23 protein-coding genes are annotated in these 24,191 nt (G+C 75.2%); 10 read left to right on the forward strand and 13 right to left on the reverse strand.

What is annotated here, in order from left to right:
- Nucleotides 1-50: 50 nt before the first annotated feature.
- Together ACZ407_RS28865 and ACZ407_RS28870 are read right to left on the reverse strand one after the other, a co-directional pair.
- Nucleotides 51-962 (reverse strand): hypothetical protein, encoded by a 912-nt coding sequence (locus ACZ407_RS28865; RefSeq protein ID WP_468133316.1) that lies wholly within the window; start codon nucleotides 960-962, stop codon nucleotides 51-53.
- Between the two features lie 163 nt (nucleotides 963-1,125).
- Entirely contained in the window at nucleotides 1,126-2,631 is a 1,506-nt protein-coding gene (locus tag ACZ407_RS28870) for a hypothetical protein (RefSeq protein WP_468133318.1), read from the reverse strand.
- Between the two features lie 139 nt (nucleotides 2,632-2,770).
- On the opposite strand from ACZ407_RS28870, the gene ACZ407_RS28875 reads away from it, so the two are divergent.
- Genes ACZ407_RS28875 through ACZ407_RS28885 form a run of 3 tightly spaced genes read left to right on the forward strand, consistent with a single transcriptional unit; the run spans nucleotide 2,771 to nucleotide 5,009 of the window.
- Nucleotides 2,771-3,526 (forward strand): LamB/YcsF family protein, encoded by a 756-nt coding sequence (locus ACZ407_RS28875; protein WP_468133440.1) that lies wholly within the window; start codon nucleotides 2,771-2,773, stop codon nucleotides 3,524-3,526.
- Between the two features lie 2 nt (nucleotides 3,527-3,528).
- Nucleotides 3,529-4,143 carry a 5-oxoprolinase subunit B family protein gene (locus tag ACZ407_RS28880; RefSeq protein ID WP_468133442.1) on the forward strand — a complete coding sequence of 205 codons (615 nt, stop codon included), beginning with the start codon at nucleotides 3,529-3,531 and terminating at the stop codon, nucleotides 4,141-4,143.
- Entirely contained in the window at nucleotides 4,140-5,009 is an 870-nt protein-coding gene (locus ACZ407_RS28885) for a 5-oxoprolinase subunit C family protein (RefSeq protein WP_468133320.1), read from the forward strand. Before ACZ407_RS28880 ends, ACZ407_RS28885 begins: the two co-directional genes overlap by 4 nt.
- A gap of 344 nt (nucleotides 5,010-5,353) precedes the next feature.
- On the opposite strand, the gene ACZ407_RS28890 is transcribed toward ACZ407_RS28885, so the two are convergent.
- Together ACZ407_RS28890 and ACZ407_RS28895 are read right to left on the reverse strand one after the other, a co-directional pair.
- Entirely contained in the window at nucleotides 5,354-6,757 is a 1,404-nt protein-coding gene (locus tag ACZ407_RS28890) for a HEAT repeat domain-containing protein (protein ID WP_468133322.1), read from the reverse strand.
- Between the two features lie 258 nt (nucleotides 6,758-7,015).
- Entirely contained in the window at nucleotides 7,016-7,438 is a 423-nt protein-coding gene (locus tag ACZ407_RS28895) for an ankyrin repeat domain-containing protein (RefSeq protein ID WP_468133324.1), read from the reverse strand.
- Between the two features lie 307 nt (nucleotides 7,439-7,745).
- Between ACZ407_RS28895 and ACZ407_RS28900 the strand changes: the two genes are divergently transcribed.
- Together ACZ407_RS28900 and ACZ407_RS28905 are read left to right on the forward strand one after the other, a co-directional pair.
- Nucleotides 7,746-7,940, forward strand: coding sequence for a hypothetical protein (locus ACZ407_RS28900; protein ID WP_468133326.1), 195 nt, complete (start codon nucleotides 7,746-7,748; stop codon nucleotides 7,938-7,940).
- A 37-nt stretch (nucleotides 7,941-7,977) separates the two neighbouring features.
- The gene (locus ACZ407_RS28905; protein WP_468133328.1) at nucleotides 7,978-9,618 is read left to right on the forward strand and encodes a hypothetical protein; all 1,641 of its coding nucleotides are present in this window, start codon (nucleotides 7,978-7,980) and stop codon (nucleotides 9,616-9,618) included.
- A 54-nt stretch (nucleotides 9,619-9,672) separates the two neighbouring features.
- On the opposite strand, the gene ACZ407_RS28910 is transcribed toward ACZ407_RS28905, so the two are convergent.
- On the reverse strand, nucleotides 9,673-11,172 hold the full coding sequence (locus tag ACZ407_RS28910) for an SCO1417 family PLP biosynthesis transcription factor (protein ID WP_468133330.1): 1,500 nt from the start codon (nucleotides 11,170-11,172) through the stop codon (nucleotides 9,673-9,675).
- 193 nt (nucleotides 11,173-11,365) lie between these two features.
- Between ACZ407_RS28910 and ACZ407_RS28915 the strand changes: the two genes are divergently transcribed.
- The 3 genes from ACZ407_RS28915 to ACZ407_RS28925 all read left to right on the forward strand — a co-directional run bounded on the left by ACZ407_RS28915 (nucleotide 11,366) and on the right by ACZ407_RS28925 (nucleotide 14,221).
- The gene (locus tag ACZ407_RS28915; protein WP_468133332.1) at nucleotides 11,366-12,136 is read left to right on the forward strand and encodes a glycerophosphodiester phosphodiesterase; all 771 of its coding nucleotides are present in this window, start codon (nucleotides 11,366-11,368) and stop codon (nucleotides 12,134-12,136) included.
- A 66-nt stretch (nucleotides 12,137-12,202) separates the two neighbouring features.
- Nucleotides 12,203-13,591, forward strand: coding sequence for an MFS transporter (locus ACZ407_RS28920; RefSeq protein ID WP_468133334.1), 1,389 nt, complete (start codon nucleotides 12,203-12,205; stop codon nucleotides 13,589-13,591).
- 255 nt (nucleotides 13,592-13,846) lie between these two features.
- Nucleotides 13,847-14,221 (forward strand): RNA polymerase-binding protein RbpA, encoded by a 375-nt coding sequence (locus ACZ407_RS28925; protein WP_003959706.1) that lies wholly within the window; start codon nucleotides 13,847-13,849, stop codon nucleotides 14,219-14,221.
- Nucleotides 14,222-14,415: 194 nt separating this feature from the next.
- On the opposite strand, the gene fxsA is transcribed toward ACZ407_RS28925, so the two are convergent.
- From fxsA to ACZ407_RS28945, 4 genes are all read right to left on the reverse strand, one after another.
- Nucleotides 14,416-14,991, reverse strand: coding sequence for an FxsA family membrane protein (gene fxsA, locus ACZ407_RS28930; protein WP_468133336.1), 576 nt, complete (start codon nucleotides 14,989-14,991; stop codon nucleotides 14,416-14,418).
- 76 nt (nucleotides 14,992-15,067) lie between these two features.
- The gene (locus ACZ407_RS28935; RefSeq protein ID WP_468133338.1) at nucleotides 15,068-15,853 is read right to left on the reverse strand and encodes a polyprenol monophosphomannose synthase; all 786 of its coding nucleotides are present in this window, start codon (nucleotides 15,851-15,853) and stop codon (nucleotides 15,068-15,070) included.
- A 518-nt stretch (nucleotides 15,854-16,371) separates the two neighbouring features.
- Complete coding sequence (locus ACZ407_RS28940) at nucleotides 16,372-18,021, reverse strand: amidohydrolase (protein ID WP_468133340.1); 1,650 nt, start codon at nucleotides 18,019-18,021, stop codon at nucleotides 16,372-16,374.
- Nucleotides 18,022-18,193: 172 nt separating this feature from the next.
- The gene (locus tag ACZ407_RS28945; RefSeq protein WP_226733531.1) at nucleotides 18,194-18,634 is read right to left on the reverse strand and encodes an Lrp/AsnC family transcriptional regulator; all 441 of its coding nucleotides are present in this window, start codon (nucleotides 18,632-18,634) and stop codon (nucleotides 18,194-18,196) included.
- A 214-nt stretch (nucleotides 18,635-18,848) separates the two neighbouring features.
- Here ACZ407_RS28945 and ACZ407_RS28950 point away from each other — a divergent pair, with 214 nt between their 5' ends.
- On the forward strand, nucleotides 18,849-19,274 hold the full coding sequence (locus tag ACZ407_RS28950; RefSeq protein ID WP_468133342.1) for a hypothetical protein: 426 nt from the start codon (nucleotides 18,849-18,851) through the stop codon (nucleotides 19,272-19,274).
- Between the two features lie 10 nt (nucleotides 19,275-19,284).
- On the opposite strand, the gene ACZ407_RS28955 is transcribed toward ACZ407_RS28950, so the two are convergent.
- Complete coding sequence (locus ACZ407_RS28955) at nucleotides 19,285-20,376, reverse strand: phosphotransferase family protein (RefSeq protein ID WP_468133344.1); 1,092 nt, start codon at nucleotides 20,374-20,376, stop codon at nucleotides 19,285-19,287.
- A 134-nt stretch (nucleotides 20,377-20,510) separates the two neighbouring features.
- The gene (locus ACZ407_RS28960) at nucleotides 20,511-21,644 is read right to left on the reverse strand and encodes an Rv3169 family protein (RefSeq protein ID WP_468133346.1); all 1,134 of its coding nucleotides are present in this window, start codon (nucleotides 21,642-21,644) and stop codon (nucleotides 20,511-20,513) included.
- Nucleotides 21,645-21,828: 184 nt separating this feature from the next.
- Between ACZ407_RS28960 and ACZ407_RS28965 the strand changes: the two genes are divergently transcribed.
- Entirely contained in the window at nucleotides 21,829-22,062 is a 234-nt protein-coding gene (locus tag ACZ407_RS28965) for a hypothetical protein (RefSeq protein ID WP_468133348.1), read from the forward strand.
- Between the two features lie 35 nt (nucleotides 22,063-22,097).
- Here the strand turns inward: ACZ407_RS28965 and ACZ407_RS28970 are convergent, their stop codons facing one another.
- Both ACZ407_RS28970 and ACZ407_RS28975 read right to left on the reverse strand, forming a co-directional pair.
- Complete coding sequence (locus ACZ407_RS28970) at nucleotides 22,098-23,270, reverse strand: acyl-CoA dehydrogenase family protein (RefSeq protein ID WP_468133350.1); 1,173 nt, start codon at nucleotides 23,268-23,270, stop codon at nucleotides 22,098-22,100.
- 204 nt (nucleotides 23,271-23,474) lie between these two features.
- Entirely contained in the window at nucleotides 23,475-24,158 is a 684-nt protein-coding gene (locus tag ACZ407_RS28975; RefSeq protein ID WP_468133352.1) for a TetR/AcrR family transcriptional regulator, read from the reverse strand.
- Nucleotides 24,159-24,191: the final 33 nt, after the last annotated feature.

Raw genomic sequence — 24,191 nt, forward strand, 5'->3', positions numbered from 1 at the left:
TCTTCGGGAACGGCGTGGGGCGCGGCGGGAGCGGGGGCGGGAGCGCGGGGTCAGGCGTGGAACGGGAGGCCGGCGTCGGCGGCCAGTTCCAGGTCGTCGCCCTCGGGGGGCGGCAGCAGGCTCGCCGTGCCGTCGGTCACGGGGACCACGCCGAGTTCGAGGAGTTCGGCCATCGCGGCGCTGCCGGCCATGTCGCGGACCTGGAGCTGGTAGCGGGCGGTGGTGCGGTAGGTGCCGCCGGAGTCGTCGCCGGTGCGCTGCAGGAAGCCGGATTCGGTGAGGAAGGCGGCGGCCTTGCCGACGATGCCGGTGGTGGAGCCGGCGAGGCGGCGGGCGTCCTTGGTGGCGCCGGTGGCGCTGCGGCGGGCGTAGACCCGCCAGGCGGCTTCCAGGCCGGGGGCGTCGGAGGCGGGGTCGGTGTTCTCGCCCTGCTCGGCGGCGCGCTCTTCGAGGCGGCGGCAGGTCTGGCGGACGAAGGCGTCCACCCCGTTCACGGTGATGCGGCCGATGTAGCCGTCGTCGGCGAGGTCTTCGGGGCGCGGGAAGGCCAGGGCGGCCACGGCGAGGTGGGCGAGGCCGTGCAGGAAGCGGTCGCCCGAGTCGGCGGTGGTGCGGCGGGCGTAGTCGCCCATGCGGACGGCGAACACGGAGTCCTCGCCGGCGGCGACGGCCATACCGGCGCGCGGGGAGACCTCCAGGACGACCAGGCCGAGACCGGTGGCCACGGCGTCGGTGACGCGGGCGAAGGCGGAGTCCTCGCGGTAGCGGCGCAGGAGTTCGGCGTACTCGGCGTCGCGGGCGGGCGGCAGCTTGGGCTGGAGCCCGAAGGCGACGAGCCGGGCCGCGTCGGCGGCGTCGGCGGGCGTGACGGTCCCGGCCGCGGCTGCGGGCCCGGCCGACGCGGCCGGGGCCGGCGCCTCGGGCTCGCTCCACGCGGCGTACTCGGCGTGGTGGTCGCTCACGGCTGGGACTCCTTGGCAGTGCGGGTGGTGAGGGGTGCGGAGGGGGTCCGCGGACCCCGGGGTGCGGGCCGGCCGGGCGCGGGTGGCGCGGCGGTTCCGGCGGTCTCGGCGGGTACGGCCGTTGCGGCGGCCGTTGCGGCGTACGGGCCGCGGGCGGGTCCCGTCACGCCGCCTCCGTACGGTCCGCGGCCATGCCGGCCGCGTCGAGGAGGGCCGTGCCGACGATCAGGTCGGCGCCGCCGAACTCCGGGTCGTCCAGCTCGGTGCCGTCGTCCACGGCGAAGAGCAGGCGCTCCTCGCCCTGGCGGTACGCGGTGCCGACGGCGGGACTGGCCGCGTGCACGGCGAGCAGGGCCACCAGGTACGGCAGGTCGGGGTCGCGGCGGCGGGCGTCGGTCAGCAGCCCGGACAGGCGGCGCGGCGCGTCGTGCGGCAGGTCCAGCAGCTCCATGGCGGCGGCGAGCTGCTCCTCGCTGAAGCGGCTGTCGTCCGGGGTGGCGACGAGGTCGGGCTCGGGCATCTCGGCGCCGAGGTGCTCGCGCTCCAGGGGCGGGGTGAGGAGTATCTCGACGAGGTCGGCGACGCGCACCGAGACCGGGGTGCGCAGGCCGGTGCCGGCCGCGAAGAAGGCGTCGGTGACCCGGGTGGCCTGCTCCAGGGGCAGCGGCAGCAGGGGCGCGACGAGCTGCCCGTACAGGTCGATGCCGGCGCGGGCGGCGGGGGCGGCGAAGGCCTGCCGGTCCTGCTCGGCGCGGAACAGCGGGCCGGCCTCCAGCAGCCGCGACTGGAGCTGGGTGTGGCGGCGGATGCAGTCCTTGACGATGTCGACGAGCTCGGCGGCGCGCCGCTTGTGCTCGGGGTCCTCCGCCTCGTCGCGGGCCCTGCGGATGTTGGTGAGGATCGCGTTCTCGTGGCGGTAGCGGTCCGCCACGTGGTCCAGGGCCTCCGCGATCATGTCGGGCACGGTCTGGAGCCAGTCCACCGCGCGCACGTTGCGCCGGGTGGCGTCGAGGGTCTTGCGGAGGGTCTCGGCGTACTGGACGGTCCGGTAGCGGGCCTGTTCGGCGGCGAGCTGGGCGTCGGCGAGCCGGCCCCGGCTGATGAGGACCTCCAGCTTGACCTCGGCGGCGATCTGGGCGCTGGTGACGTCGGTGTCGAGGGCGCCGACGAGCACGTTGACGGCCTCGTCGGTGGTGCGCAGGTAGACCGCGCCGCCGTGGCCGGGCACCTCTTCGATGAGCTTGAAGTCGTAGTCGCGGCGCACGTAGACCCCGTCGGGGCCGAAGGTGCCGTAGATGGCGCGGAAGCCGCGGTCCACGCTGCCCACGTTGACCAGGTTCTCCAGCACCCAGCGGGCGACCCGCTCGTGCTCGGAGGCGGGGCGGGCGGGGGCCTGGGCGGCGACGCGCGGCAGCAGCCGGGCGATCATCTGCTCGTGGTCGGCGCCGGTGTCGAAGTCCATGTTGAGCGTGACCAGGTCGATGGCGGCGAGGGCCACCTCGGCCATGGCGTACACGGAGTACTCCCCGGCGAGGTTGGCCTTGCGCACGTCGAGGTCGTGCAGCGGGGCGGTGCAGGCCAGGGCACGCAGCCGGCGGGCCAGGCCCTCGTCGGCGGCCGGGCCCGGCGCCGGGGACGGAGCGGTTTTCGCCGGGGCAGGAAGGGTCACACGGAAAGATTAGGCGGTCGCACGGACAACGACCCAAACGCCGGGTTCGTCCTGGGCCTCAGCGGCCCCGGCCGGGCCGCGGCGGGGCCCGCGGCGGCCGCGGCGCCGGGCGCTGCCCTACCCTCACGGCATGGCACCCGTGATCGATCTCAATGCCGACCTGGGCGAGGGCTTCGGCCGCTGGACGCTCACCGACGACGAGGCCCTGCTGTCCGTGGTCACCAGCGCCAACGTGGCCTGCGGCTTCCATGCCGGCGACCCGTCCACGATGCGCCGGGTGTGCGAGCTGGCGGCGGAGCGCGGGGTGCGGATCGGGGCGCAGGTCTCCTACCGGGACCTGGCGGGCTTCGGGCGGCGGGCGATGGACGTGCCCGCGCGGGAGCTGGCGGACGAGGTGGCGTACCAGATCGGCGCCCTGGAGGTGTTCGCGCGGGCCGCGGGCTCGCGGGTGTCGTACGTGAAGCCGCACGGCGCGCTCTACAACCGGACCGTGCACGACGCCGGGCAGGCCGGGGCGGTGGTGGCGGGGATCCGGCTGGCCTGCGCCGGGGCCCTGCCGGTGCTGGGCCTGCCGGGTTCGCAGTTGCTGGCGGCCGCCGCGGAGGCGGGCCTGACCCCGGTGCCGGAAGCGTTCGCGGACCGGGCGTACACGGCGGCGGGCACGCTGGTGCCGCGCGGGGAGCCGGGGGCGGTGCTGCTGGACCCGGAAGAGGTGCTGGCGCAGGCCCTGTCGCTGGCGGGGACGGGCACCGTGGCGGCCGCGGGGGGCGGCCGGGTCAGCGTCCCGGGCCGGTCCCTGTGCCTGCACGGGGACACCCCCGGGGCCGCCGTGCTGGCCGCACGGGTCCGCCGCGGGCTGACCGAGGCCGGGGTGCGGCTGGAGGCCTTCGCGTGAGCGTGCGGGTGCTGCGGGCGGGGGCGCACGGCCTGCTGCTGGAGCTGGATTCGGGTGCGGAGGCCGAGGCCTGGCACGCGGAGCTGCTGCGCCGCCGGGAAGCGGGCGACCTGGGTTCCGTACGGGAGCTGGTGCCGGCGGCGCGGACCGTGCTGCTGGACGGGGTGGCCGATCCGGCCGGGCTGGCCGCGCGGCTGGCGCGCTGGGAGGTGCCCGCCCTTGCGGAATCCTCGGGTCCGCTCCTGACGGTGCCGGTGCGCTACGACGGGCCGGACCTGGCGGAGGTGGCCGGGCTGTGGGGGGTCGCGGAGCCGGAGGTGGGCCGGATCGTGTCCGGCACCGTCTTCCGGGTCGCCTTCTGCGGGTTCGCCCCGGGCTTCGGCTACCTGACGGGCCTGCCGGAGCGGCTGCACGTACCCCGCCGGGCCACTCCCCGTACGGCGGTCCCGGCGGGGTCGCTGGCGCTGGCCGGCGCGTACGCGGGCGTGTACCCGCGCTCCTCCCCCGGCGGCTGGCAGCTGATCGGCTCCACGGAGGCGGTGCTGTGGGATCCGGACCGGGAGCCGGCGGCGCTGTTCGCGCCGGGCACGCGGGTGCGGTTCGCGGAGGAGGCGTGACGGCCCTGAAGGTGGTGCGCCCGGGGGCGCTCACCACCGTCCAGGACCTCGGGCGGCCCGGCCGTGCCCATCTGGGGGTGCCGCACTCCGGTGCGCTGGACCTGCCGGCGCACCGGCTCGCGAACCGGCTGGCGGGCAACCCCGGATCGGCCGCGACGCTGGAGACCACGATGGACGGGGTGGCGCTGCGGGCCGCGGGCGGGGCGGTGACGGCGGTGGTCACGGGCGCTCCCTGCCCGGTGCGGGTCGCGGGCCGGCCGGCGGCCTGGGGCGCGCCGGTACGGGTCCCGGCCGGGGCGGTGCTGGAGGTGGGCCGGGCCGCGGCGGGGCTGCGCAGCTACGTGGCGGTGCGCGGCGGTTTCGACGTACCGGCGGTGCTGGGGAGCCGGTCCGCCGACCTGCTGTCCGGGCTGGGGCCGGCGCCGCTGACGGTGGGGGCGGTGCTGCCGGTGGGCGTGCCGGCGGGGCCCGCGGTGGGCGCGGACGCCCTGCCGGTGCCCGCGCCGCCCGCCGAACTGCTGCTGCCGCTGCTGCCGGGGCCGCGGGCGGACTGGTTCGCGCCGGACGCGCTGGGATCGCTGGCGCGGGCGGTGTACCGGGTCTCCCCGGCGAGCAACCGCATCGGCCTGCGGACGGAGGGTCCGCCGCTGCGCCGGGCGCGGTCCGGGGAACTGCCGAGCGAGGGCATGGTCCTGGGCTCGGTCCAGGTCCCCCCGGACGGCCTGCCGGTGGTGTTCCTGGCCGACCACCCGGTCACGGGCGGCTACCCGGTCATCGGCGTGGTCCCGGCCCCGGCCCTCGCCGCCGCGGCCCAGTCCCGCCCGGGCACCCCCCTGCGCTTCCTCCTCACGACCAGGCCCCGCTGAACGACGCCCGAAGCCGCCCCGCCTGTCCCGCGGACGGGACACCGGACGCGCCGGGCACCGCGCAGGGCCCCGTCCGGTCCTTCCCGAAAGGGGCGGGCGTGCGAGCGGCAGCCCCCTTCCGGGCCGGACCGCGCCCCGGGAGGCGGAGGCCGCCCGCACGGACCCGGGTCCCGGGGCGGGACGGGCACCGGTCGGCCTGAGTCCCCCGGGTGCGCACGGGCTCGCCCGAGCCCCCGGTACGCGGCGGCAGGCGGGCCGCCCCGGGGGCGCCCCGGGCACGCGGTTGCGGACCGGGGGCGGGGGTTGCGGCCCGGGGCGGGCCTCGCGGGTCCGCCCCCGGGGGGTTACATCGGTTGGGGGTCCGGGGTGATGCGGCTGCGGACCGCCGACTGGACGTCCTCTTCCTCGGCCGGGTCGGCGGCGAGGCGGCGGAGGCGGTCGACCACGCGGACGTCTCCCGTGGCGGCGTGGCGGGCGGCCACCTCGCGGGTGGCCTCCTCGCAGTCCCACAGGCACTCCACCGCCAGGCCCGCCGCGAAGGAGGGATCGGTGGCGGCGAGGGCGCGGGCCGTGCGGCCGCGCAGGTGGGAGGAGGAGGTCTCGCGGTAGACGTGGCGCAGGACGGGGGCCGCGCAGCCGATCGAGAGCCGGCAGGCGCCGTCCACGAGGGCGTACAGGCCGGCCGCGTCGGGGCCTTCGCCCCGGACGGATTCGCGCAGGGCGCCGAGCACCAGGGGGGCGTCCGCCGCCCCGCCGCGGGTGGCCAGGACCCGGCCGGCGGCGGCGCCGAGGGGGTCGGGGCGGTGGATCCACGCCCGGGCCCGGTCGAGTGCGGCCTCGCCGCACATCCGCTCGTAGGCGGCCACCACCGCTTCGTCGTCGGCGGCGGCCTCGATGAGGTCGAGCACGGCCGGGTTCTCCGGTTCGGCCACGACCAGGTGGTGCAGTGCGGTGGCCCGGGCGGCCTGTCCGGCGGCGCCGGCGGCCGCGGCGAGGATCTCGCCCCGGTCCTCGGGGCCGGCCACGGCGGCCAGGCAGCGGGCGGCGGGCACGTGCAGGGGCGCGCCCCGGCGCAGTCCGTCCTCGGCCCACTCGAACACGGCCTGGACCCCCCAGCCCGGCCGCGGGCCGGACGGGGTCATCTGGCGCTGCCAGCGGTCGAAGGAGCCCTGCTCGCGGGCGGCCCGGAGGCGCGCACCGTGGGCAGGGGTCTCCTCCCACAGGCGCCAGGGGCGCGGCTCGTACGCGTCGCGCACGGCGGCTGCCAGCTGCGCCTCGCCCTCGGGGGTGGCGGGGAAGCGGCCGAGCACAGGTCCGGCGAGCTCGCGCAGGCCGGCGTCGTCGTCGCGCAGCGCGAGCTCGTCGAGGGCCCAGGCCCAGTTGGAGCCGGCGGCGGCGTAGCGGCGCAGCAGCAGGAGGGCGTCCTCGCGTCCGTAGGCGGCGAGGTGCCCGAGCACGGACAGGGCGAGCCCGGTCCGCGTGTCCGACTCGTCGAGCAGGTCGTCCGCGCAGAACAGGTGCGCCTCGATGGCGCTGAGGTCGCCCGCGAGGTCGAGGTAGAGGCGGGCGTAGTACAGCGAGCGGCTCTCGACCTGCCAGTCGCGGCGGGGGTCGCTGAGGACGCACTGGTTCAGCGCTTCGAGCGCTTCGGCGCGGGGCGCCGCGAGTGCGTGCAGCGTGCCGTCGCCGCGGCCTCTCTGCAGGAGGCCGAGCAGGGTGCCGCTCGGCGCTATGACTGGTTCGAACATGGGAATGGCCTCAAATCAAGCTGGGGACGCAACCGGGAATCGGGATTCACGTGGCCGCGTAACAGCATGTCGGGGCGCCCGCCGTCGTCTTCCGCTCGATGTAGACCATTGTCTTCTCTCTTTCGTCGGGTGACCGGAGCTCCCCCGTACCCCGTACTTCGGGGTGCTCTCCGGATCCGTCGCCATGATGACCCAGCCGGTTTGCGCGCCGCGACCAGATTTACGCCCTCGCCTGCGGCGGAGCGTCCCGGGCGGGGCTCAGCGGGCCCCGAAGAGCTCCAGCAGATCGGCCTTGCCGAACATCCGGGCGGTGTCCACGGCGGAGGGCGTGCCCGCCTCCGGGTCGGCGCCGCCGTCGAGGAGGGCGCGGATCACGGCCTGCTCGCCCTTGAAGACGGCTCCGGCCAGCGGGGTCTGCCCGCGGTCGTTGGCGCGGTCGGCCTCGGCGCCCCGGGCCAGCAGGGCGGTGACGGCCTCGGCATGGCCGTGGTAGGCGGCGAGCATGACGAGGGTGTCCCCGCGGTCGTTGGTGAGGTTGGCCGGGACGCCCGCGTCGAGGTACGCGGCGAGGGTCTCGGCGTCACCCTGCCGGGCGAGGTCGAAGATCTTGGTGGCCAGCTCCACCACGTCCGCGTCGGGACCCTCGGACCCCGGGGTCTGCGGTGCGTGCTGCTCACTCATGGGACGTGCCGCCTTTCGCCTCTGTCGCGCCTGTGTCGGATCTCCCCAGGCCGGGCGGGCATGGGGCGGTACGGCACTGGGTCCGTACGGGTGAATCGACAGGGTACTGCCCGTCAGGGGACATGCCAGGCCCGGTCCGCGGTAAAGATCAGGCCTGATCACCCGTCCGCCCGCCGCGCCACTCCTGCTGAGCCGGTCAAGTGAAATCGACCCGGATTCACCCGTATGCACCTTTTATCGCATTGATACTTGCTGTGAGCCTGGAAGAACTCATGGTGACTGTCCCCACCAACCAGGAGATCTTCTGATGATCCTCAACATCTCGGGCGTGGTGCTCCTCGGCATCATCTGCTTCCTCTTCTTCCGCAAGGACGGGATGAAGCTGTCCCACGCGTTCGTCTCCGCCCTGTTCGGCTTCTTCCTCGCGGGCTCTGCGATCGCACCGAGCATCACGGCCAGCACCGCGAGCATCGCCTCGCTCCTCGGCGGCATCAAGCTCTGATCCCGCCCGCTCGACCCGACAACTCCAGGAGACGCCCGTGGCCCGGCGACCACTCCCCCGCATCCTCACCAGCGGCACCGTTTCGCTGGCCCGGGGCCGCGAGTTCGCGCGCACAGCGGCCGACAGCGCCACGGACGTCATCCATCCGCTCCTGACCATCGGGCGCGGCCTGCGCAGGCTGGCCGCGGCCGGACGCCGGACCTGGTCGGCCACGCCCAAGGACCGGCGCGGTCCCGCACTCTTCCTCGCGGCGGCGGCCGTCCTGGTCCTCGCCGTCATCCCGTACGGCCCGGCCCTGGCCCTGGCCGCGCTGATGGCGGCGGCCGCATGGCAGGGCCGCGACCGCACCCCGGCGCGCACCGGCCCCGGCGAGGCCGAGACCGAGCGGCTCGCCGCGCTGTACGAGGCCCTGGTGCCCTACTTCTCCCTCGCCGAGGACCCCAGTCCGCTCTACTCCCACGGCGGCGAGTGGGAGAAGGCCCTCGTGGACCACGACTTCGACGAGGCGGGACGCATCCGCCGGCTGCGCATCCGCTATCCCGCGTACTTCACCGACGGCGAACCCGGCGCCCGGGCCCGGATCGAGCAGCTGCTGCACGCCAAGGCGGGCCGCGGCCGGGAGTACCTGTTCCGGTGGCACGAGGAGGCGAACCACCTCGACCTGAGCGTGCTGCCGGCCCTGCCGACGGGCATCGCCGCGCAGCGCTTCGTCACCGCCCCGGGCGAGACCGTGCTCGGCTTCACCGACCCCAGCGGGGTGCAGCGCACCCTGCCCGTAGTGGACGGGGAAGAGACCCGGGACCTGCCGCCGGTGCTGTGGCGCACCGGCGCCCGGTCCACCGAGCCGCACCTGCTCGCCGTCGGCCAGCCGGGCAGCGGCACCTCCACCCTGCTGCGCTCGCTGGCCCTGCAGGCCCTGCGCCACGGCGACGTGCTGGTGGTGGAGGGCGGCGGGCACGGCGAGTACGCCTGCCTGACCGGCCGCGCCGGGGTGCTCGCGGTGGAGTGCGGGCTGACGGGGGCGCTCGCGACCCTGGAGTGGGCCGCGCACGAGACCGAGCGGCGGCTGATCGCCGCCAACCGGGCCCGGCAGACGGGCCACCCGCCGCCGGAGGACACCCGGCGGCCGCTGTGGATCCTGCTCGACCGGCCGGGTGTGCTGGGCCACCTGGCGGCGGCCGACGGCCGGCCCGGCCCGCTCTCGCTGCTCCAGGTCGCCCTGCGGCACGGCCGCGCGGCGAACGTCACCGTGGTCGTGGCGGAGCAGTTCGATCACCTGGAACTCCTCGGCGACGCCGTCTTCGCCCACACCCGGGCCCGGGTGGTGCTCGGCCCGGCGTCCTTCGCGCAGATCGCGGCCGTGCTCGGCGAGTCCCCGCACACCACGCCCGCCGCGGAGACCCCGCCCGGCCGCGGGTACGCACGGCTCGGCGCGGGCCCGGTGCACCGGCTCCAGGTGCCCGCGACCCCGGACCCGTACGACGACACGGCGAGCGCCCCGCAGCGGCAGGCCGTGCTCGCCCTGCTGCCGGAGCGGCTGGTGCCGGCGGGACTCCGGGAGCAGGGTCGGCAGGTGCCGGAGCCGGGCGCCCCGGGGGACGGGCCGGGCGCGAAGGCGATCGCCCCGACCGCGGACACCGCGGAGATCCCCGAGGTGGGCGCCGAGAACGCGCACTGAGCCGCCGCAGCCGGCGCCGGACCGCGCTTTGGCCGGTCCGGCGGCCCGCGCCGGTCAGGCCACGAAGGTGCGCGGCGGCTCCGCCCCGGCCCCGGCGCCCGTGGCCACCAGCCGGGCGGCCGTCGCGAGCCGGACCGCGGCCTCGTCGGCCACCGGGCCGCCCACGGTGAACGGCAGCCGGACGTAGCCCTCGAAGGCGCCGTCCACGCCGAACCGCGGACCGGACGGGACCCGCACCCCGACCCGCTCGCCCACCTCGGCCAGCCGGGACCCGGAGAGCCCCCCGGCCCGCGCCCACAGGGTCAGACCGCCCCGGGGCACCTCGAACTCCCAGTCCGGCAGCTCCCGGCGGACCGCGGCCACCAGCGCGTCCCGGTTCTCCCGGGCCTGGGTCCGGCGCAGTTCCGCGGCCTGCTCCCAGCCCCCCGTGCTCATCAGCCAGTTCACGGCCAGCTGCTCCACGACGGGCGTGCCCAGGTCGGCGTACGCACGGGCGGCGACCAGGCTGCGGATCACGTCGGGGGCGGCCCGGACCCAGCCGATCCGCATGCCCGCCCAGAAGGCCTTGCTGGCCGAGCCCACCGTGATCACGCTGCTGCCGGCCGGGTCGAAGGAGCACACCGGGCGGGGCATTTCGAGGCCGGGCTCCAGCCACAGTTCCGACATCGTCTCGTCCACCACGAGCACGGTGCCCGCCGAGCGGGCGGCCTCGACCAGGGCCCGGCGCTGCTCCTCGTCGGCCAGGGCCCCGGTCGGGTTGTGGAAGTCGGCCACGACGTACGCCAGCCGCGGGGCCGCCTCGCGCAGCACCTGCCGCCAGGCGGGCAGGTCCCACCCGCCCAGCGCGTCGGCCATCCCCACCGGCACCAGCCGGGCCCCGGCCGCGCGCATCAGCTGGAGGATGTTGGCGTACGAGGGGGACTCGACGGCGATCCGCTCGCCGCGGCCCGCGAAGAGGTGGCAGATGGCGTCGATCGCACCCATCGCCCCCGTGGTGACCATGATCTGCTCGGGCATCGTCGGAATGCCCTGCGCGGTGTAGCGGTCGGCGAGCATCCGGCGCAGCACCTGGAGTCCGGCGGGGTAGTCCCCGTGCGTGTGCGCGTACGGCGGCAGCTCCTCCAGCGCGCCCTGCACGGCCCGGGTGAGCCAGGGCTCGGGGGCCGGGAGGGCCGCGCAGCCGAGGTCGATCATCGAGCCGAGGGCCTCGGGCGGCAGGGGCTCCAGCCCGCGGGCCGGCAGCGGGTTGCCCGCCGGTACGGAGGTCCAGCTGCCGGCGCCCCGGCGGGATTCGAGGAAGCCCTCGGTGCGCAGGGCCTCGTACGCGGCGGCCACCGTGGTGCGGCTGATCTCCAGCGCGAGGGCGAGCTCGCGCTCGGCGGGCAGCCGGGCCGCGACCGGGACCCGCCCTTCGAGCACCAGCAGCCGGATGCCGTCGGCCAGCGAGCGGTAGGCGGGCGGCTTGCGGGCGCCGGGGAGTGCGGGCCGGGGCTGCTGGGAGGTGATCAGCCGGGCGAGCTGGGCCGCACCGACGGCCGAGGTCCACTGAGCCATGATGACGGTCCACCTTCGCAAGATTGGCCTGGGTCCTACCGCCATTGGATCGCGGTGGACGGCTTCAGGGTGTCACGGCAGGGTCCACCTCCACCAGAGGGGCCCCCGGCCGGGCCGAACCGGCCACGGAACGGCCATCGCGCGGCCGCCGCCCGGCCACCGCGCGCGCCGCGGGGCGGTGCATACTGCCGCCGTGACGCATGCACGCCCCCGCCACCCCTATCTCGACCACGCCGGTCCCCTCGCCTTCGCCCACCGCGGCGGGGCGGCCGACGGCCTGGAGAACACCGCCACGGCCTTCCGCCGGGCCGCGGACGCCGGCTACCGGTACTTCGAGACCGATGTGCACGCCACGGCCGACGGGAAGCTGGTCGCCTTCCACGACTCCACCCTCGACCGGGTCACGGACTCCGCCGGCCGGATCGCGGACCTGCCGTGGAAGCAGGTGCGGCAGGCCCTGGTCGGGGGCAAGGAGCCGCTGCCGCTGTTCGAGGAGCTCCTGGAGGAGTTCCCGCAGGCCCGGTGGAACGTGGACGTGAAGGCCGAGTCCGCCCTGCACCCGCTGCTCGGCCTGATCGCCCGCACCGGTTCCTGGGACCGGGTCTGCGTGGGCTCGTTCTCCGAGGGGCGGGTGGCCCGCGCGCAGCGCCTCGCCGGGCCGCGCCTGGCCACCTCGTACGGGGTCCGCGGGGTGCTCGGACTGCGGCTCCGCTCGCTGTCGGTGCCGGCGGCGCTGCGGGTGGGCGCGGTCGCGGCCCAGGTGCCGGAGGTGCAGTCGGGGATCCGCGTGGTGGACCGCAGGTTCGTGCGGACCGCGCACGCGCGGGGGCTCCAGGTCCACGTCTGGACCGTGAACGAACCGCAACGTATGGAAGCTCTTCTCGACCTGGGTGTCGATGGCATCATGACCGACCGGATCGACATCTTGCGCACGGTGCTGGAGCAGCGCGGGGCCTGGGCCTGACGCGCCCTGCGGACCCCCGGCGGCGGCCGCGCCGCGCGCGCAACGGGGACCAGCAAGGGGGCACCGGTGAGTGCTGAGAACACGGAGCCCGCGGGCGCGGCGGCGGCCCAGGAGGGGACCGCGGACGGGGCCGCGGCCGCCGGGCGGCGCCGGGAGCAGACCGGCTGGTACTTCTACGACTTCGCCTGCTCGGTCTACTCGACCAGCGTGCTGACGGTGTTCCTCGGCCCCTACCTGACGGCGGTCGCCAAGCACGCCGCGGACGGCGCGGGATACGTGCACCCGCTGGGCCTGCCGGTGCGCGCCGGCTCCTTCTTCGCGTACTCCGTCTCGGCCTCGGTGATCCTCGCGGTGCTGGTGATGCCGCTGGTGGGCGCCGTGGCGGACCGTACGGGCCGCAAGAAGCCGCTGCTGGCGGCGGCCGCGTACACGGGGGCGGCGGCGACCACGGGGATGTTCTTCCTGGGCGGGGACCGCTACCTGCTGGGCGGCCTGCTGCTGATCGTGGCCAATGCCTCGCTGGCGGTCTCGATGGTGCTCTACAACGCCTATCTGCCGCAGATCGCGGAACCGGACGAGCGGGACACGGTCTCCTCGCGGGGCTGGGCCTTCGGCTACACCTCCGGGGCCTTCGTCCTGGTCCTGAACCTGGTGCTGTTCCAGGGGCACGAGTCCTTCGGCCTGTCCGAGGGCGCGGCGGTGCGGATCTGCCTGGCCTCGGCGGGCCTGTGGTGGGGGGCGTTCGCGATCGTGCCCCTGCGGCGGCTGCGGGACCGGGCGGCGGTGCGCGGCGGGGCGGCGGCCGAGCGGGTGGGCACGGGCTGGAAGCAGTTGGTCGCCACGCTGAAGGACATGCGGCGGCACCCGCTGACCCTGGCGTTCCTGCTGGCGTACCTGGTCTACAACGACGGCGTGCAGACGGTGATCTCGCAGGCCTCGGTGTACGGCTCGGAGGAGCTGGAGCTGGAGCAGTCCACGCTGATCACGGCGGTGCTGCTGGTGCAGGTGCTGGCGGTGGCGGGGGCGCTGGGGATGGGCCGGCTGGCGCGGACCCACGGCGCGAAGCGGACCATCCTGGGCTCGCTCGCCGCGTGGACGGTGACCCTGGGCGCCGGGTACTTCCTGCCCGCCCGGGAGCCCGCGGCCTTCTTCGTGCTGGCCGCGATGATCGGTCTGGTGCTGGGCGGCAGCCAGGCCCTGTCCCGCTCGCTCTTCTCGCACCTGGTGCCGCGCGGGAAGGAGGCCGAGTACTTCTCGGCGTACGAGATCAGCGACCGCGGGGTCAGCTGGGTGGGGCCGCTTGTGTTCGGTCTCACATATCAGCTGACCGGCAGCTACCGGGACGCCATCATCTCGCTGGTGGCCTTCTTCGCACTGGGTTTCGTGCTGCTCGCACGGGTGCCCGTACGGCAGGCGATCGCGGCGGCCGGAAACCCGGTCCCCGACCGGATTTAGACGCCGAACTGAAAGGCCGGTAGTGTACGCCTTTGGCCTGCCAGGCGGACCGTTACTGCGTGCTGATGAAGTGAAAACGTTGGGTGACATCTGCTGCCAGATGTGACAAAACGGGCATTGGTGGGTACAACAAGGGGCGGCACGACGGGCGACGCACGACTGGGAGCGGGAATCTATACCGCCGACCGGACGTTGACCGGATGACGACGACAGCGACACCTGTCCTGTGGGCGACAAGCCCGGGAGGCACGATTCATGAGTGAGCGAGCTCTCCGCGGTACGCGCCTCGTGGTTACCAGCTACGAGACGGACCGCGGCATCGATCTGGCCCCGCGCCAGGCGGTGGAGTACGCATGCCAGAACGGACATCGATTTGAGATGCCGTTCTCGGTTGAGGCGGAGATTCCGCCGGAGTGGGAGTGCAAGGCGTGTGGCGCCCAGGCACTCCTGGTGGACGGCGACGGGCCCGAGGAGAAGAAGGGCAAGCCCGCGCGAACGCACTGGGACATGCTCATGGAGCGGCGCACCCGCGAAGAGCTGGAAGAGGTGCTGGCCGAGCGGCTGGCGGTCCTTCGTTCCGGCGCCATGAACATTGCCGTGCACCCGCGGGACAGCCGCAAGTCCGCCTAGCGCGGGGGCGCACAGCGCACCAGAGCCGCGGGGCTCCGCCCACCACTTGTGGTGGTGGGGCCCCGCGGCTCTTCGGCGTACCCGCGGGCGGGTCGGCGTTCCGCCGGCCTCCCGCTCCCGGGGACCCGGGAGCACGAGCATGCAGGAAGGCCCCTGCGGAGCGTTCGCGCTCCGCAGGGGCCTTCCGTGCGTCTTCAGTGGGTCAGCGGCGGCCTGGCGGCGCCCCGGCCCGGCTCCGGGCTGCCGGGGCGGTCCTCCCGGATCACCTCGCCCTGGACGACCTTGCCGTCCGGGAAGTGGATGCGGGCCTGCTGGTACGCCTGGCCGAAGCCGCCCGGCGCCGCCGCGGACATCCGGCGCTCCAGGAGGCGGCTGCCGCGCTTGGCGAGGAAGGAGCGGACCGGCGGCAGCAGCAGGAGCAGGCCCGCCAGGTCCGAGAGCAGTCCCGGCATGATCAGCAGCAGGCCCGCCAGCATGGCCGGGCCGCTGCCCGCGCCCTTGTCGGCCGGGGCGGCCGCCGGGCCGCCCTGGGCCTGCCGGAACGTTTCCTGGAGGTTCCGGAAGGCCCGCCTGCCCGCCCGCTTGATGACCACGACGCCCAGCGCGCCGCCGCCCGCCAGCAGGGCGAACACGCCCAGGGCGCCGATCTGCCCGCCGACCAGGGTCAGCAGCCAGATCTCCAGGACCAGCCAGGCGGCGACCGCGAGCGGGAGGAAGGTGCGGGCGCGCGAGCGCCGGGGGGCCGTCGGAGTGGGTGCGCCGGTCGTCATGCATCCAGTGTGCCCGGCCCGCCGTAAAACCGGCTTCAACACCTTTCCGGACCCCCTGCCGGGCCGGTCGGGGCGGTCAGGAGCGTCGGGAGGCCGCCGCCTTCGCCTTGCCGGCCAGCTGGGCCGCGCGGGTGCCGAGGCCCCAGCCGGTGACCCGCCAGAGCGCCTCGACCACGATGTCCCTGCTCATCTTGCTGTCGCCGAACTCGCGCTCCACGAACGTGATCGGAACCTCGACCACGTGGAAGCCCGCCTCCACGGCCCGCCGGGCCAGGTCGACCTGGAAGCAGTAGCCCTGGGAGGCCACCGCGTCCAGCCCCAGCCCCTCCAGGGTCTCCTTGCGGAAGGCCCGGAAGCCGCCCGTGATGTCCCGGATCGGCACGTCCAGCATGATGCGCGAGTAGGTGCTGCCGCCCCGCGAGAGGAACTGGCGGTGCCAGGGCCAGTTGACCACCCGGCCGCCGGGCACCCACCGGGAGCCGAGCACCAGGTCGGCCCCGGCCAGCGCGGTCAGCAGCCGGGGCAGCTCCTCGGGCTGGTGGGAGCCGTCGGCGTCCATCTCGACCAGGACCCCGTAGCCGTTCTCGATGCCCCAGCGGAAGCCGGCCAGGTAGGCGGCGCCGAGGCCCTCCTTGCCCTTGCGGTGCAGCACCTGGACCCGGTCGTCCTCGGCGGCGATGTCGTCGGCGATCTTGCCGGTGCCGTCCGGGCTGTTGTCGTCGGCCACGAGGATGTGCGCCTCGGGCACCGCGGCGCGCACCCGGGAGACGATCGGCCCGATGTTCTCCGCCTCGTTGTAGGTCGGAATGATCACCAGGGCCGTGCCGAGCGGTCCGTACCGCCGCTCACCGCCGTCGCTCACTGAATCCCCTTTGCACGTCCGTTCACAGACACCCACCTTAGCGAGCGCCTCCGGGCGGCTTCGCGCCGACGCAGGTTCGGGGCCTCCGCCAGGGCGTGGGGCGGTGGGCCGGGAGCAACGGAACCAGGCGCTCCGGGGCCCTGGATCCCTGCGGATCGGGGCCCGGCGTCCTTCGGGCCGCCCGGTCCGCCCACTGGCTGCGGGCGGTTCCGGCCGTTGTCTACGGGACGTCCGGGCCCCACCCGGTTCACAACCCTGCCCGGCCGGGGCCGGGCAGGGCGGACGGCCGGGTGGCGAAACCTTCCCCCGCCCCCGGGGCGCGGGTGCGCAGAAGGTGCGGGTCCGCCGGTACCGGACGTCCTGCGGTGGACGCGGCAGAACCTACCCGGATCCCGCGGCCCGCTGTCAACACCGCCGCGACCAGGGGCTCTGCCCGAAAGTGCCAGGTCAGTGCGGAGCCGCGGAGCGGGCGGTCCGGGGCCCGCGCACGTCGATCGGCGCAACCGGCCCGGCTCCGCTCACCCCTGTGGCCGTACGAAGACCTCGCGGCCCCCGACGTACGTGCCCAGGCAGAGCGGCAGCTCTCGGCCGGGGGTGAGGTCGGGCAGTCCCGGAGTGCCGGAGCGCGGGTCGGTGGACCAGCGCGCCACCCGGTCGTCGGGTGCCTGCACCACCAGCTCCTCGGTGCGCCAGACCGCGTAGTCCGCCGGGGCCCCGGGGACCAGCACCCCGGCGTCGTCCCGGCCCAGGGCCCGCCAGCCGCCGCGGGTGTGGGCGGTGAAGGCGGCGCGCACCGAGATGCGGTGCTCGGGCGTGCGGTGGAAGGCGGCGGCCCGGACGGTGCCCCACGGGTCGAGGGGGGTCACCGGCGCGTCGGAGCCGAAGGCGAGGGGCACCCCGGCGCGCAGCATGGCCGCGTACGGGTTGAGAGTGCGGGCCCGCTCGGCACCGAGGCGTTCGGCGTACATGCCGTCCTCGCCGCCCCAGGCCGCGTCGAAGGCGGGCTGGACGGAGGCGGTCAGGCCCAGCTCGGCGAAGGCGGCGATGCCCTGCTCGTCGAGCATCTCGGCGTGCTCGACGCGGTGCCGGGCGGCCCGGATGCGGGCGATGCCCACCTTCTCCGCGGCGGCCCGCACCCCCTCGACCACGGCGGTCAGGGCGGCGTCGCCGATGGCGTGGAACCCGGCCTGGACCCCGGCCTCGGTGCAGGCTGCCACGTGGGCGGCCACGTCCCCGGCGTCGAGGTAGGCGGTGCCGGTGTGGGCGGCGTCACGGTACGGGGCGTGCAGGCAGGCCGTGTGGGAGCCGAGGGCCCCGTCCGCGAAGAGGTCCCCGCCGGCGCCGACGGCGCCGAGCGCCACGGCCCGGGCCACGTCCTGCTCGGCCCAGTAGCCGAAGACCCGCGGGCCGAGCTCGCGGCGGGCGAGGTCCAGCAGGCCGGTGAAGTCCTCGGCGGAGGAGATGTCGGGCCCGCCGCACTCGTGCAGGGAGCCGATGCCGAGGGAGGCGGCGTGGCGCAGCGCGGCCCGCTGGGCCTCTTCGCGCTGGGCGGGGCCCACGGCGCCGAGCGCGGCGCCGCGTACGGCGTGGTGGGCCTCGCGGGTCAGCGGTTCGCCGTCGCGGAAGCCGGGCAGCTCGCGCACCCCGCCGACCAGGTCGAGGAGGGCGGTGGTGACGACGGCGGAGTGCACGTCGATGCGGCTGAGGTACAGGGGCCGGCCGGCGGCGGCCTCGTCGAGCTCGGCGCGGTGCGGCGCGCGCTTCTCGGGCCAGCGGGCGGCGTCCCAGCCGTGCCCGAGCAGGACCCGGTCCGCGGGCCGGCCGGCGGCGTGGGCGCGTACGAGGTCCAGGGCCTCGGCCAGGGAGCGGGCGCCCGAGAGGTCCAGTCCGGTCAGGGCCAGGCCGGTGGCGGTGGTGTGCACGTGGGCGTCGGTGAAGGCGGGGGTGACCAGGGCGCCGTCCAGGTCCACGACCTCGTCCACGCCGTCCGCGAAGGCGTCCGCGGCGCCTTCGGACCCGACCCAGGCGACGTGCCCGCGCTCGACGACCATCGCGGTGGCGAAGGGATCGGCGGGGCTGTGGACCTCGCCCCGGCGGAGCAGGACGGTGCGGTGCGGTGCGGCGGCGGCTCCGGCGCCTTCGGCGGAGCCCGTGGGGATCTCGGTCATGCGCAACAGTCTCGCGCCTGGCGGGGCGGGCCCGGGCACGGGGTGGCCGGAAACGTCCGGCGGCGGGAGTCGGGGCGTGCGGGGTCCGGCGCCCGGCGGGGAGGTACGGGAACGCCGGGCCACGGGGTCGGTCGGTCGGTGAGGGGACGGCCCGGGGGCCGCCGGGTGCGGGTCAGATGCGGGGCGGCCGGGCCTCGTACGGGGTGGACAGGACCACGGTGGTACGGGTGGACACCCCGGCGAGGGCGCGCAGCCGGCCGAGCAGGTCCTCCAGTTCCAGCGGGGTGGCCACCCGCACCTTCAGGATGTAGTTCTCGTCTCCGGCCACGCTGTGGCAGGCCTCGATCTCGGGGACTCCGGCGAGCCGCTCGGCGATGTCGTCGGGCGCGCTCAGGTCGAAGGGCTTGACCGAGATGAACGCCGTCAGGGGCAGGCCGACGGCCTCCGGGTCGACCACGGCCGCGTACCCGCGGATCACCCCGCGCTGCTCCAGGCGGCGTACTCGTTGATGGACCGCCGACGTGGACAGGCCGGTGGCCTTGCCCAGGTCCGTGTAGCTCATGCGTCCGTCGCGGACGAGGAGATCCACGATCTGCCGGTCCAGTTCCTCCATTGCGCTCATAGCCGCTCAACCTATTGCCCCGGGGCGGGTCCGGCACAGTGGCGACGGCCCGGAAGCGGCACCTGCGGCAGGCATGTGACGAAGGCCACAAGGGTAAGTAGGTCCAGGCCGGAGTGTTGTGGTTACTCGTGCCGCACGGCGGGAAGTGCTTGCTGTGGCCGAGGCCCGTTCCAGCCGCCCGGCCCAGCCAAGGGGGAGTACATCCATGCCGAACAACAAGCGCGCCGGTCGCACCGAACCGGAGCCCCTCGATCTCGCCGACCCCGTCGAGGACGAGGATCCCGAGGAACTCTGGACCGCCGAGTCCTTCGAGGTCCACCACGCCACCTGCCCCGACTGCTCCCAGTCGATCGCCCTCGTCGCGGACGAGGAGTTCCTGCCGGAGCACGCGCTCTGCCTGACGCCGTGGAACCCGTTCGGGCTCACGGTCTGCCCGGGCACCGGGCGCCCGGCCGCGCCGGCGCCGGAGGCGGACGCCGCCGCGGACCGCGAGCTGGAGCCCGTGGTGCTGCTGACGCTCCCCCAGGGCCTCGACTGGCGGACGCAGCCCTTCTCGCACGTCGGCGGTCCGGGCTCGCTCCCGCGCAGACTGCCGCAGCCGGTCCAGGGCCAGCACGCACAGGCCGCCTGAGCCGCTCACGTCACCAGTAGGTGCCCTGCACCATGGCGGCGAGGCTGGCATGGTGCAGGATCAGGCCGTCCGGGTCCTCCGGTACGGCCACCTCGCCGAAGTACGCCTGGCGGTAGGCGATGCGCAGCATGACGATCGCGTGCCGCAGCGCCGCGTACAGGGTGTGGAACTCCATGTCGCGCGGGGTGTGCCCGGTGAGTTCGGCGTAGCGTCCCTCGACGGCCTCGCGGCGCAGGAAGCCGGGCAGTCCGGGCTGGCCGAAGCCCACGGTCAGGTCCTGGAAGAAGCGGTGCAGGTAGACCATCCACCCGAGGTCCACCTCGCGGGGGGCCAGGGCGGCCATCTCCCAGTCGAGTACGGCCGCCGGCTCGAAGCCCTCGTAGACGACGTTGCCGATGCGGGCGTCGCCCCAGTTGAGGACGGCGGGGCCCTCGTGGGCGGGCCAGAGTTCCTCCAGCCGGTCGAAGGCTTGCTCGATGAGCGGTGACCGGGCGAGACCCTTCACCACCCAGGCGTAGTAGTCGCGTTGGGCGGCCACGTGCCGGCGCAGCGGGCTGCCGCTGCCGGGGGGCAGCAGGAACGCGGCCCGCTCGGCGGGGAACTGGTCGTGCAGGCGGGCGAGGAGGGAGACGCTCGCCTCCTCCAGTCGGGCGCGTTCGGCGTCGGTGGCGGCGTGCAGCCAGTTGCCCTCGTAGGTGTAGGGCATGACGTCCGGGGGGACCCGGCCCTCGGCGCGGGCCATCACGAAGAACGGCGCCCCGAGCGGCTCGGGGTCGGTTTCCAGCCACTGCACCCGCGGTACGGGCAGGTCGGTGTGCTCGGCCACGAGGCTCATCACGCGGTGCTGGCGGGGCATGTCGTACGTGGGGAAGACGCTGTAGGCGGCCGGATCGGCGGCCAGGCGCAGGGCGCAGGCGCGCAGCGGGGTGCCGGGGTGCTCGATGTCGAAGAGCAGGGTCTCGCTGGACATCCCGTTGGAGCCGGGGACGGTGATCCCGGTGACGCGGGCGCCCGGCAGCCGGCGGTCCAGCCAGGCGGTGAGCCGGCGGCCGAGTTCCTCGGGCTCGCGGGTGGAGGTGCGGGGACGGGGCGCTGTTGCCATGCGGTGCTCCTGTCCGCTGCGGGCGGGTGGGGTGTGGCCGGATGCGGTGCGGCGGGGCGCGATGCGGCCGGGTGCCGCGTGCGGCCTGGTGCGCCGCGGCCGAGGCGGCGCCTTTCGGCGGTGCCGCCGGGTGGTCAGGGGGCGACGGATCCGTAGTCCGCGAAGCCGCTGGGATCGTGGCGGCCGAAGCTGCCGTGCTCGAAGATGCCGTGGCCGATGCGGCCGTCGAGGGTGAAGCGGGCCGAGTGGTCGGTGACCCCGAAGGCGGCCGCGGGGTGGGCCGCGGGATCGGACAGGTCGTACGTGCGGCGGTCGGTCCAGCCGCGCCCCTGCCAGCTGCCGTGCTGCCAGTCGGCGGCGGGCGGGTAGCCGGCGCCGACGGCGAGCGGGGAGGAGGCGAGGATCTCCACGCCGAGTTCGAGGGGTTTGCGGGCGGGGTCGGTGAGGTGGACCACCGCGCTCTCCGGGTGGCGGGTGCCGGGGCGGTAGCGGATCTCGGTGTGCGGCCAGCCGAGCTGTACGTCGGGCCGGCCGCTGCCTTCGGGGAAGACCTGGAGGGCCTCGTTGAGGGTGCGGTGGCCGTCGGCGTCCTCCTGGGCGATGACCATGAGGAAGCGGTCCTCGAAGCGGACCGGGATCCAGAGCCAGTGGAAGCCCTCGGGGCGCAGCTCGGCCGCGGCCCGGCCGCCGTCCTCGCCGGGGATCGGGCGGACCCCCCAGCTGCGGTCGCGGGTGCCGGTCCACTCCCCCTCGGTCAGCCGCATCCGCTCGCCGCGGGCCGTGAGGGTGCCGGTGACGGTGCCGGCCTGCACGAAGCGGCGGCCCTCCAGCATGAGCCGGTCCCCGCGCCGCTGGACGTGGTGGGGTTCCCAGACGGCGGGGAAGGCGGCGGTCCAGGTGAGGTCGCAGGACAGTCCGTCCGGGTCGGCGGGATCCGGGTCGCAGTGCAGGCCGAGCCGGCGCAGCGGGGTGTCCACGGTGATGCGCAGGGGGCCGACGGACAGGTTCATGCGGTCCTCGCCCAGGGCGTCGGAGGCGCGTACGGCGAGGAGTTCGTCGCCCAGGCGGAGGGTCGCGTAGGCGTCGATCACCCCGGCGTTGGGGTAGACCCCGAGGCCGAGGATGAGCACGGCCCGGCCTGCGTGGTCGAACACGTGGAAGATGCAGCGGTCGTAGGCGTTGCGGTCGCCGGTGGCGACGTGCTTCATCGACAACGGGGCCTGGTGGATGGGGTATTCGTCGAGGGCGACGGGGCGGTCCGCGGGCACGGCAAGCCTCCTGGGCGCGGCTGGGCGGGTTCCGGGCGGAGATGACGGTACGTCAGAAACCGCCGCCTGGACCAGAGTTCTGTCATCCACTGACACAAAAGGGTGTCGGGGAACCGTCGAACGGATCCCCGACACCCTTTTGCGATTACCTGCACGTGCGGCCCCGCGTTGGCCGTATGTGACCATGCTTCAGACGCAGCCGGGGCGGCGGCGCCGCCCGGCTCCCCCGGCCTTCGAAGAATCGGTTCAGCAACCCGCCGACCCGCCCATCTACCGTGCGCTGCTGGCCCGCTGGAGCAGCGACGGACGCACCCTTCCGGGCCTGCGGGATCCCGAGTGGACCCGGCTGACCTCCACGCCCGTGTGGCCCTCCGGCGGCCTGTATCCGCGCGACCCGACCCGGCCGGACCTGGCCTGAGCCGGGGGCCGGGACCGGGGCCGGGGCCGCCGCCGTCAGCGGGACTCGGGGCCCAGCAGGTGGCGCCCGATCACCATGCGCTGGATCTGGTTGGTGCCCTCGACGATCTGCAGCACCTTGGCCTCGCGCATCAGGCGCTCCGCCGGGAAGTCCGCCGTGTAGCCGTAGCCGCCGAGCACCTGCACGGCGTCCGTGGTGACCGCCATCGCGGCGTCCGTGCAGAACAGCTTCGCCATGGCCGCCTGCCGGGAGAACGGCTTGCCCGCGTCCCGCAGCCGGGCCGCCGCCAGGTACAGGGACCGGCCGGCCTCGATCCGGGTCGCCATGTCGGCGAGCATGAAGCGCAGCCCCTGGAAGTCCGCGATCGGGCGGCCGAACTGCTTGCGGCCGGCCGCGTACGCCAGGGCCTCGTCGAGCGCCGCCTGCGCCACGCCGATCGCGCAGGCCGCGATGCCGAGGCGGCCCGAGTCCAGCGCGGACAGCGCCAGGGTGAAGCCCTGGCCCTCCTCGCCCAGCCGGCGGTGGTCGGAGACGCGCACCCCGTCGAGGTGGATCTGGGCGGTGGGCGAGCCCTTCATGCCCATCTTCTTCTCGGGCAGGGCCGCGCTCAGACCGGGGGCGTCCCCGGGCACCAGGAAGGCGGTGATCCCGCGCGGCCCCTCGGCTCCGCTGCGCGCCAGGACGGTGTAGAAGTCGGCCACCCCGCCGTGGGTGATCCAGGCCTTGGTGCCGGTGAGCACCCAGTCCTCGCCGTCCCGGACGGCCTTGGTGGTCAGGGAGGCCGCGTCAGAGCCCGAGGAGGGCTCGGAGAGGCAGTACGCGCCCAGCAGGCCGCCGCCGAGCATGGCCGGCAGGAACTCGTCCTGCTGCTCCTTGGTGCCGAAGCCGGCGAGTCCGTGGCAGGCGAGGGAGTGCACGCTGACGCCGAGGCCGACGGTCAGCCGCGCCGCGGCCAGCTCCTCCAGGACCTGGAGGTACACCTCGTACGGCTGGTCGCCGCCGCCGTGCTCGGACCCGTACGGCAGGCCCAGCAGGCCGGACTCCGACAGCAGGGCGAAGAGCTCGCGGGGGAAGTGGCCGGCCTCCTCCTGCTCCGCGGCGTGCGGCCGGATCTCCCGCTCGGCGATGTCGCGTACCAGCGCGAGGAGGTCACGGGACTCCTCGGTGGGCAGCTCTCGTTCCACCGGCTGCAGGGCGCGGTCGGTCATGGCGGCGCTCTCCTCCCTCGTTGGGACGGTCCGGTGACGCGCGCCGGGTGAGCACGCGCCTCCGAAGTAGATGATCTCGCAACCGAATGCTGCCCTCCCGGATCACGGAAGAGGCGACGGTGCGGCTGCGGCGGGGCCGAGTATGCCCGATCTCGGCGGTCCCGTCACGGGTTCGATATCGGGAACCTGCCGGTCAGGGGGGTGTCAGACGGCCGCGGCCGGCAGCGGAGCCGGGCATTCCGGAACGAATTCCCCGATCACCGTGAGGGTCGCGCGCAGCATCCGCACCAGCATCGCGCCGAGCTGTGCGCGGTCCGGCACCTCTTCGGACCGCCCCTCGGGCACGTCCCCGGACGGACCGGCCGCGGCGGGCAGTCCGATCCACTGGAGCGTGATGTCCTCCACCGCGCCCAGCCAGCCCACGAGGGCGAGCCGGGCCAGCGGGGGCACGGTCCGGCGGCCGTACGCGCCCTCGGCGATGGTGGCGGCGAGCTCCTCGCGGACCGCGTCGCGGATGGCCAGCACCTCGGCGTCGGAGCCGATCCCGCCGGTGACGATCGTGCGGTAGGCGGCCTGGTGGTGCTGGGCGTAGTGCAGGTAGCCGTCGACGGTGCGGCGCAGCCGCTGGGCGGCGGGCAGCCCGGTCCCGGAGCCCGCCTTCGCGAGCAGTTCGGCCACCGAGTCCTCGACGATGGCGAGGTAGTACCCGCGCTTGCTCTTGAAGTAGTAGTAGATGAGCCCCTTGGCGACCCCGGCCTGCCGGGCGATGTCGTCCACGGAGAGGGCGTCGTAGGCGGTGTCGGCGAACAGCCTGCGCCCGGTGGCTATGAGTTCGGCCCGCCGGACCTGGGACCGTCCCGACGTGTCGTGTTGCCCACTGCTGTTCAATGCCGCCCCAGCCTCGCACCGCCAAAGGATGCC

It is taken from the genome of Streptomyces sp. NPDC030809, from assembly GCF_055572195.1.

Excerpts from the sequence above, each read along its gene's own strand:
- ACZ407_RS28950 (WP_468133342.1), top strand. The coding sequence starts at position 18,849 with ATGCCGAACAACAAGCGCGCCGGTCGCACCGAACCGGAGCCCCTCGAT.
- ACZ407_RS28925 (WP_003959706.1), top strand. The coding sequence starts at position 13,847 with ATGAGTGAGCGAGCTCTCCGCGGTACGCGCCTCGTGGTTACCAGCTAC.
- ACZ407_RS28965 (WP_468133348.1), top strand. The coding sequence starts at position 21,829 with ATGCTTCAGACGCAGCCGGGGCGGCGGCGCCGCCCGGCTCCCCCGGCC.
- ACZ407_RS28900 (WP_468133326.1), top strand. The coding sequence starts at position 7,746 with ATGATCCTCAACATCTCGGGCGTGGTGCTCCTCGGCATCATCTGCTTC.
- ACZ407_RS28910 (WP_468133330.1), bottom strand. The coding sequence starts at position 11,172 with ATGGCTCAGTGGACCTCGGCCGTCGGTGCGGCCCAGCTCGCCCGGCTG.
- ACZ407_RS28895 (WP_468133324.1), bottom strand. The coding sequence starts at position 7,438 with ATGAGTGAGCAGCACGCACCGCAGACCCCGGGGTCCGAGGGTCCCGAC.
- ACZ407_RS28945 (WP_226733531.1), bottom strand. The coding sequence starts at position 18,634 with ATGGAGGAACTGGACCGGCAGATCGTGGATCTCCTCGTCCGCGACGGA.
- ACZ407_RS28890 (WP_468133322.1), bottom strand. The coding sequence starts at position 6,757 with ATGTTCGAACCAGTCATAGCGCCGAGCGGCACCCTGCTCGGCCTCCTG.
- ACZ407_RS28955 (WP_468133344.1), bottom strand. The coding sequence starts at position 20,376 with ATGGCAACAGCGCCCCGTCCCCGCACCTCCACCCGCGAGCCCGAGGAA.
- fxsA (WP_468133336.1), bottom strand. The coding sequence starts at position 14,991 with ATGACGACCGGCGCACCCACTCCGACGGCCCCCCGGCGCTCGCGCGCC.
- ACZ407_RS28970 (WP_468133350.1), bottom strand. The coding sequence starts at position 23,270 with ATGACCGACCGCGCCCTGCAGCCGGTGGAACGAGAGCTGCCCACCGAG.
- ACZ407_RS28940 (WP_468133340.1), bottom strand. The coding sequence starts at position 18,021 with ATGACCGAGATCCCCACGGGCTCCGCCGAAGGCGCCGGAGCCGCCGCC.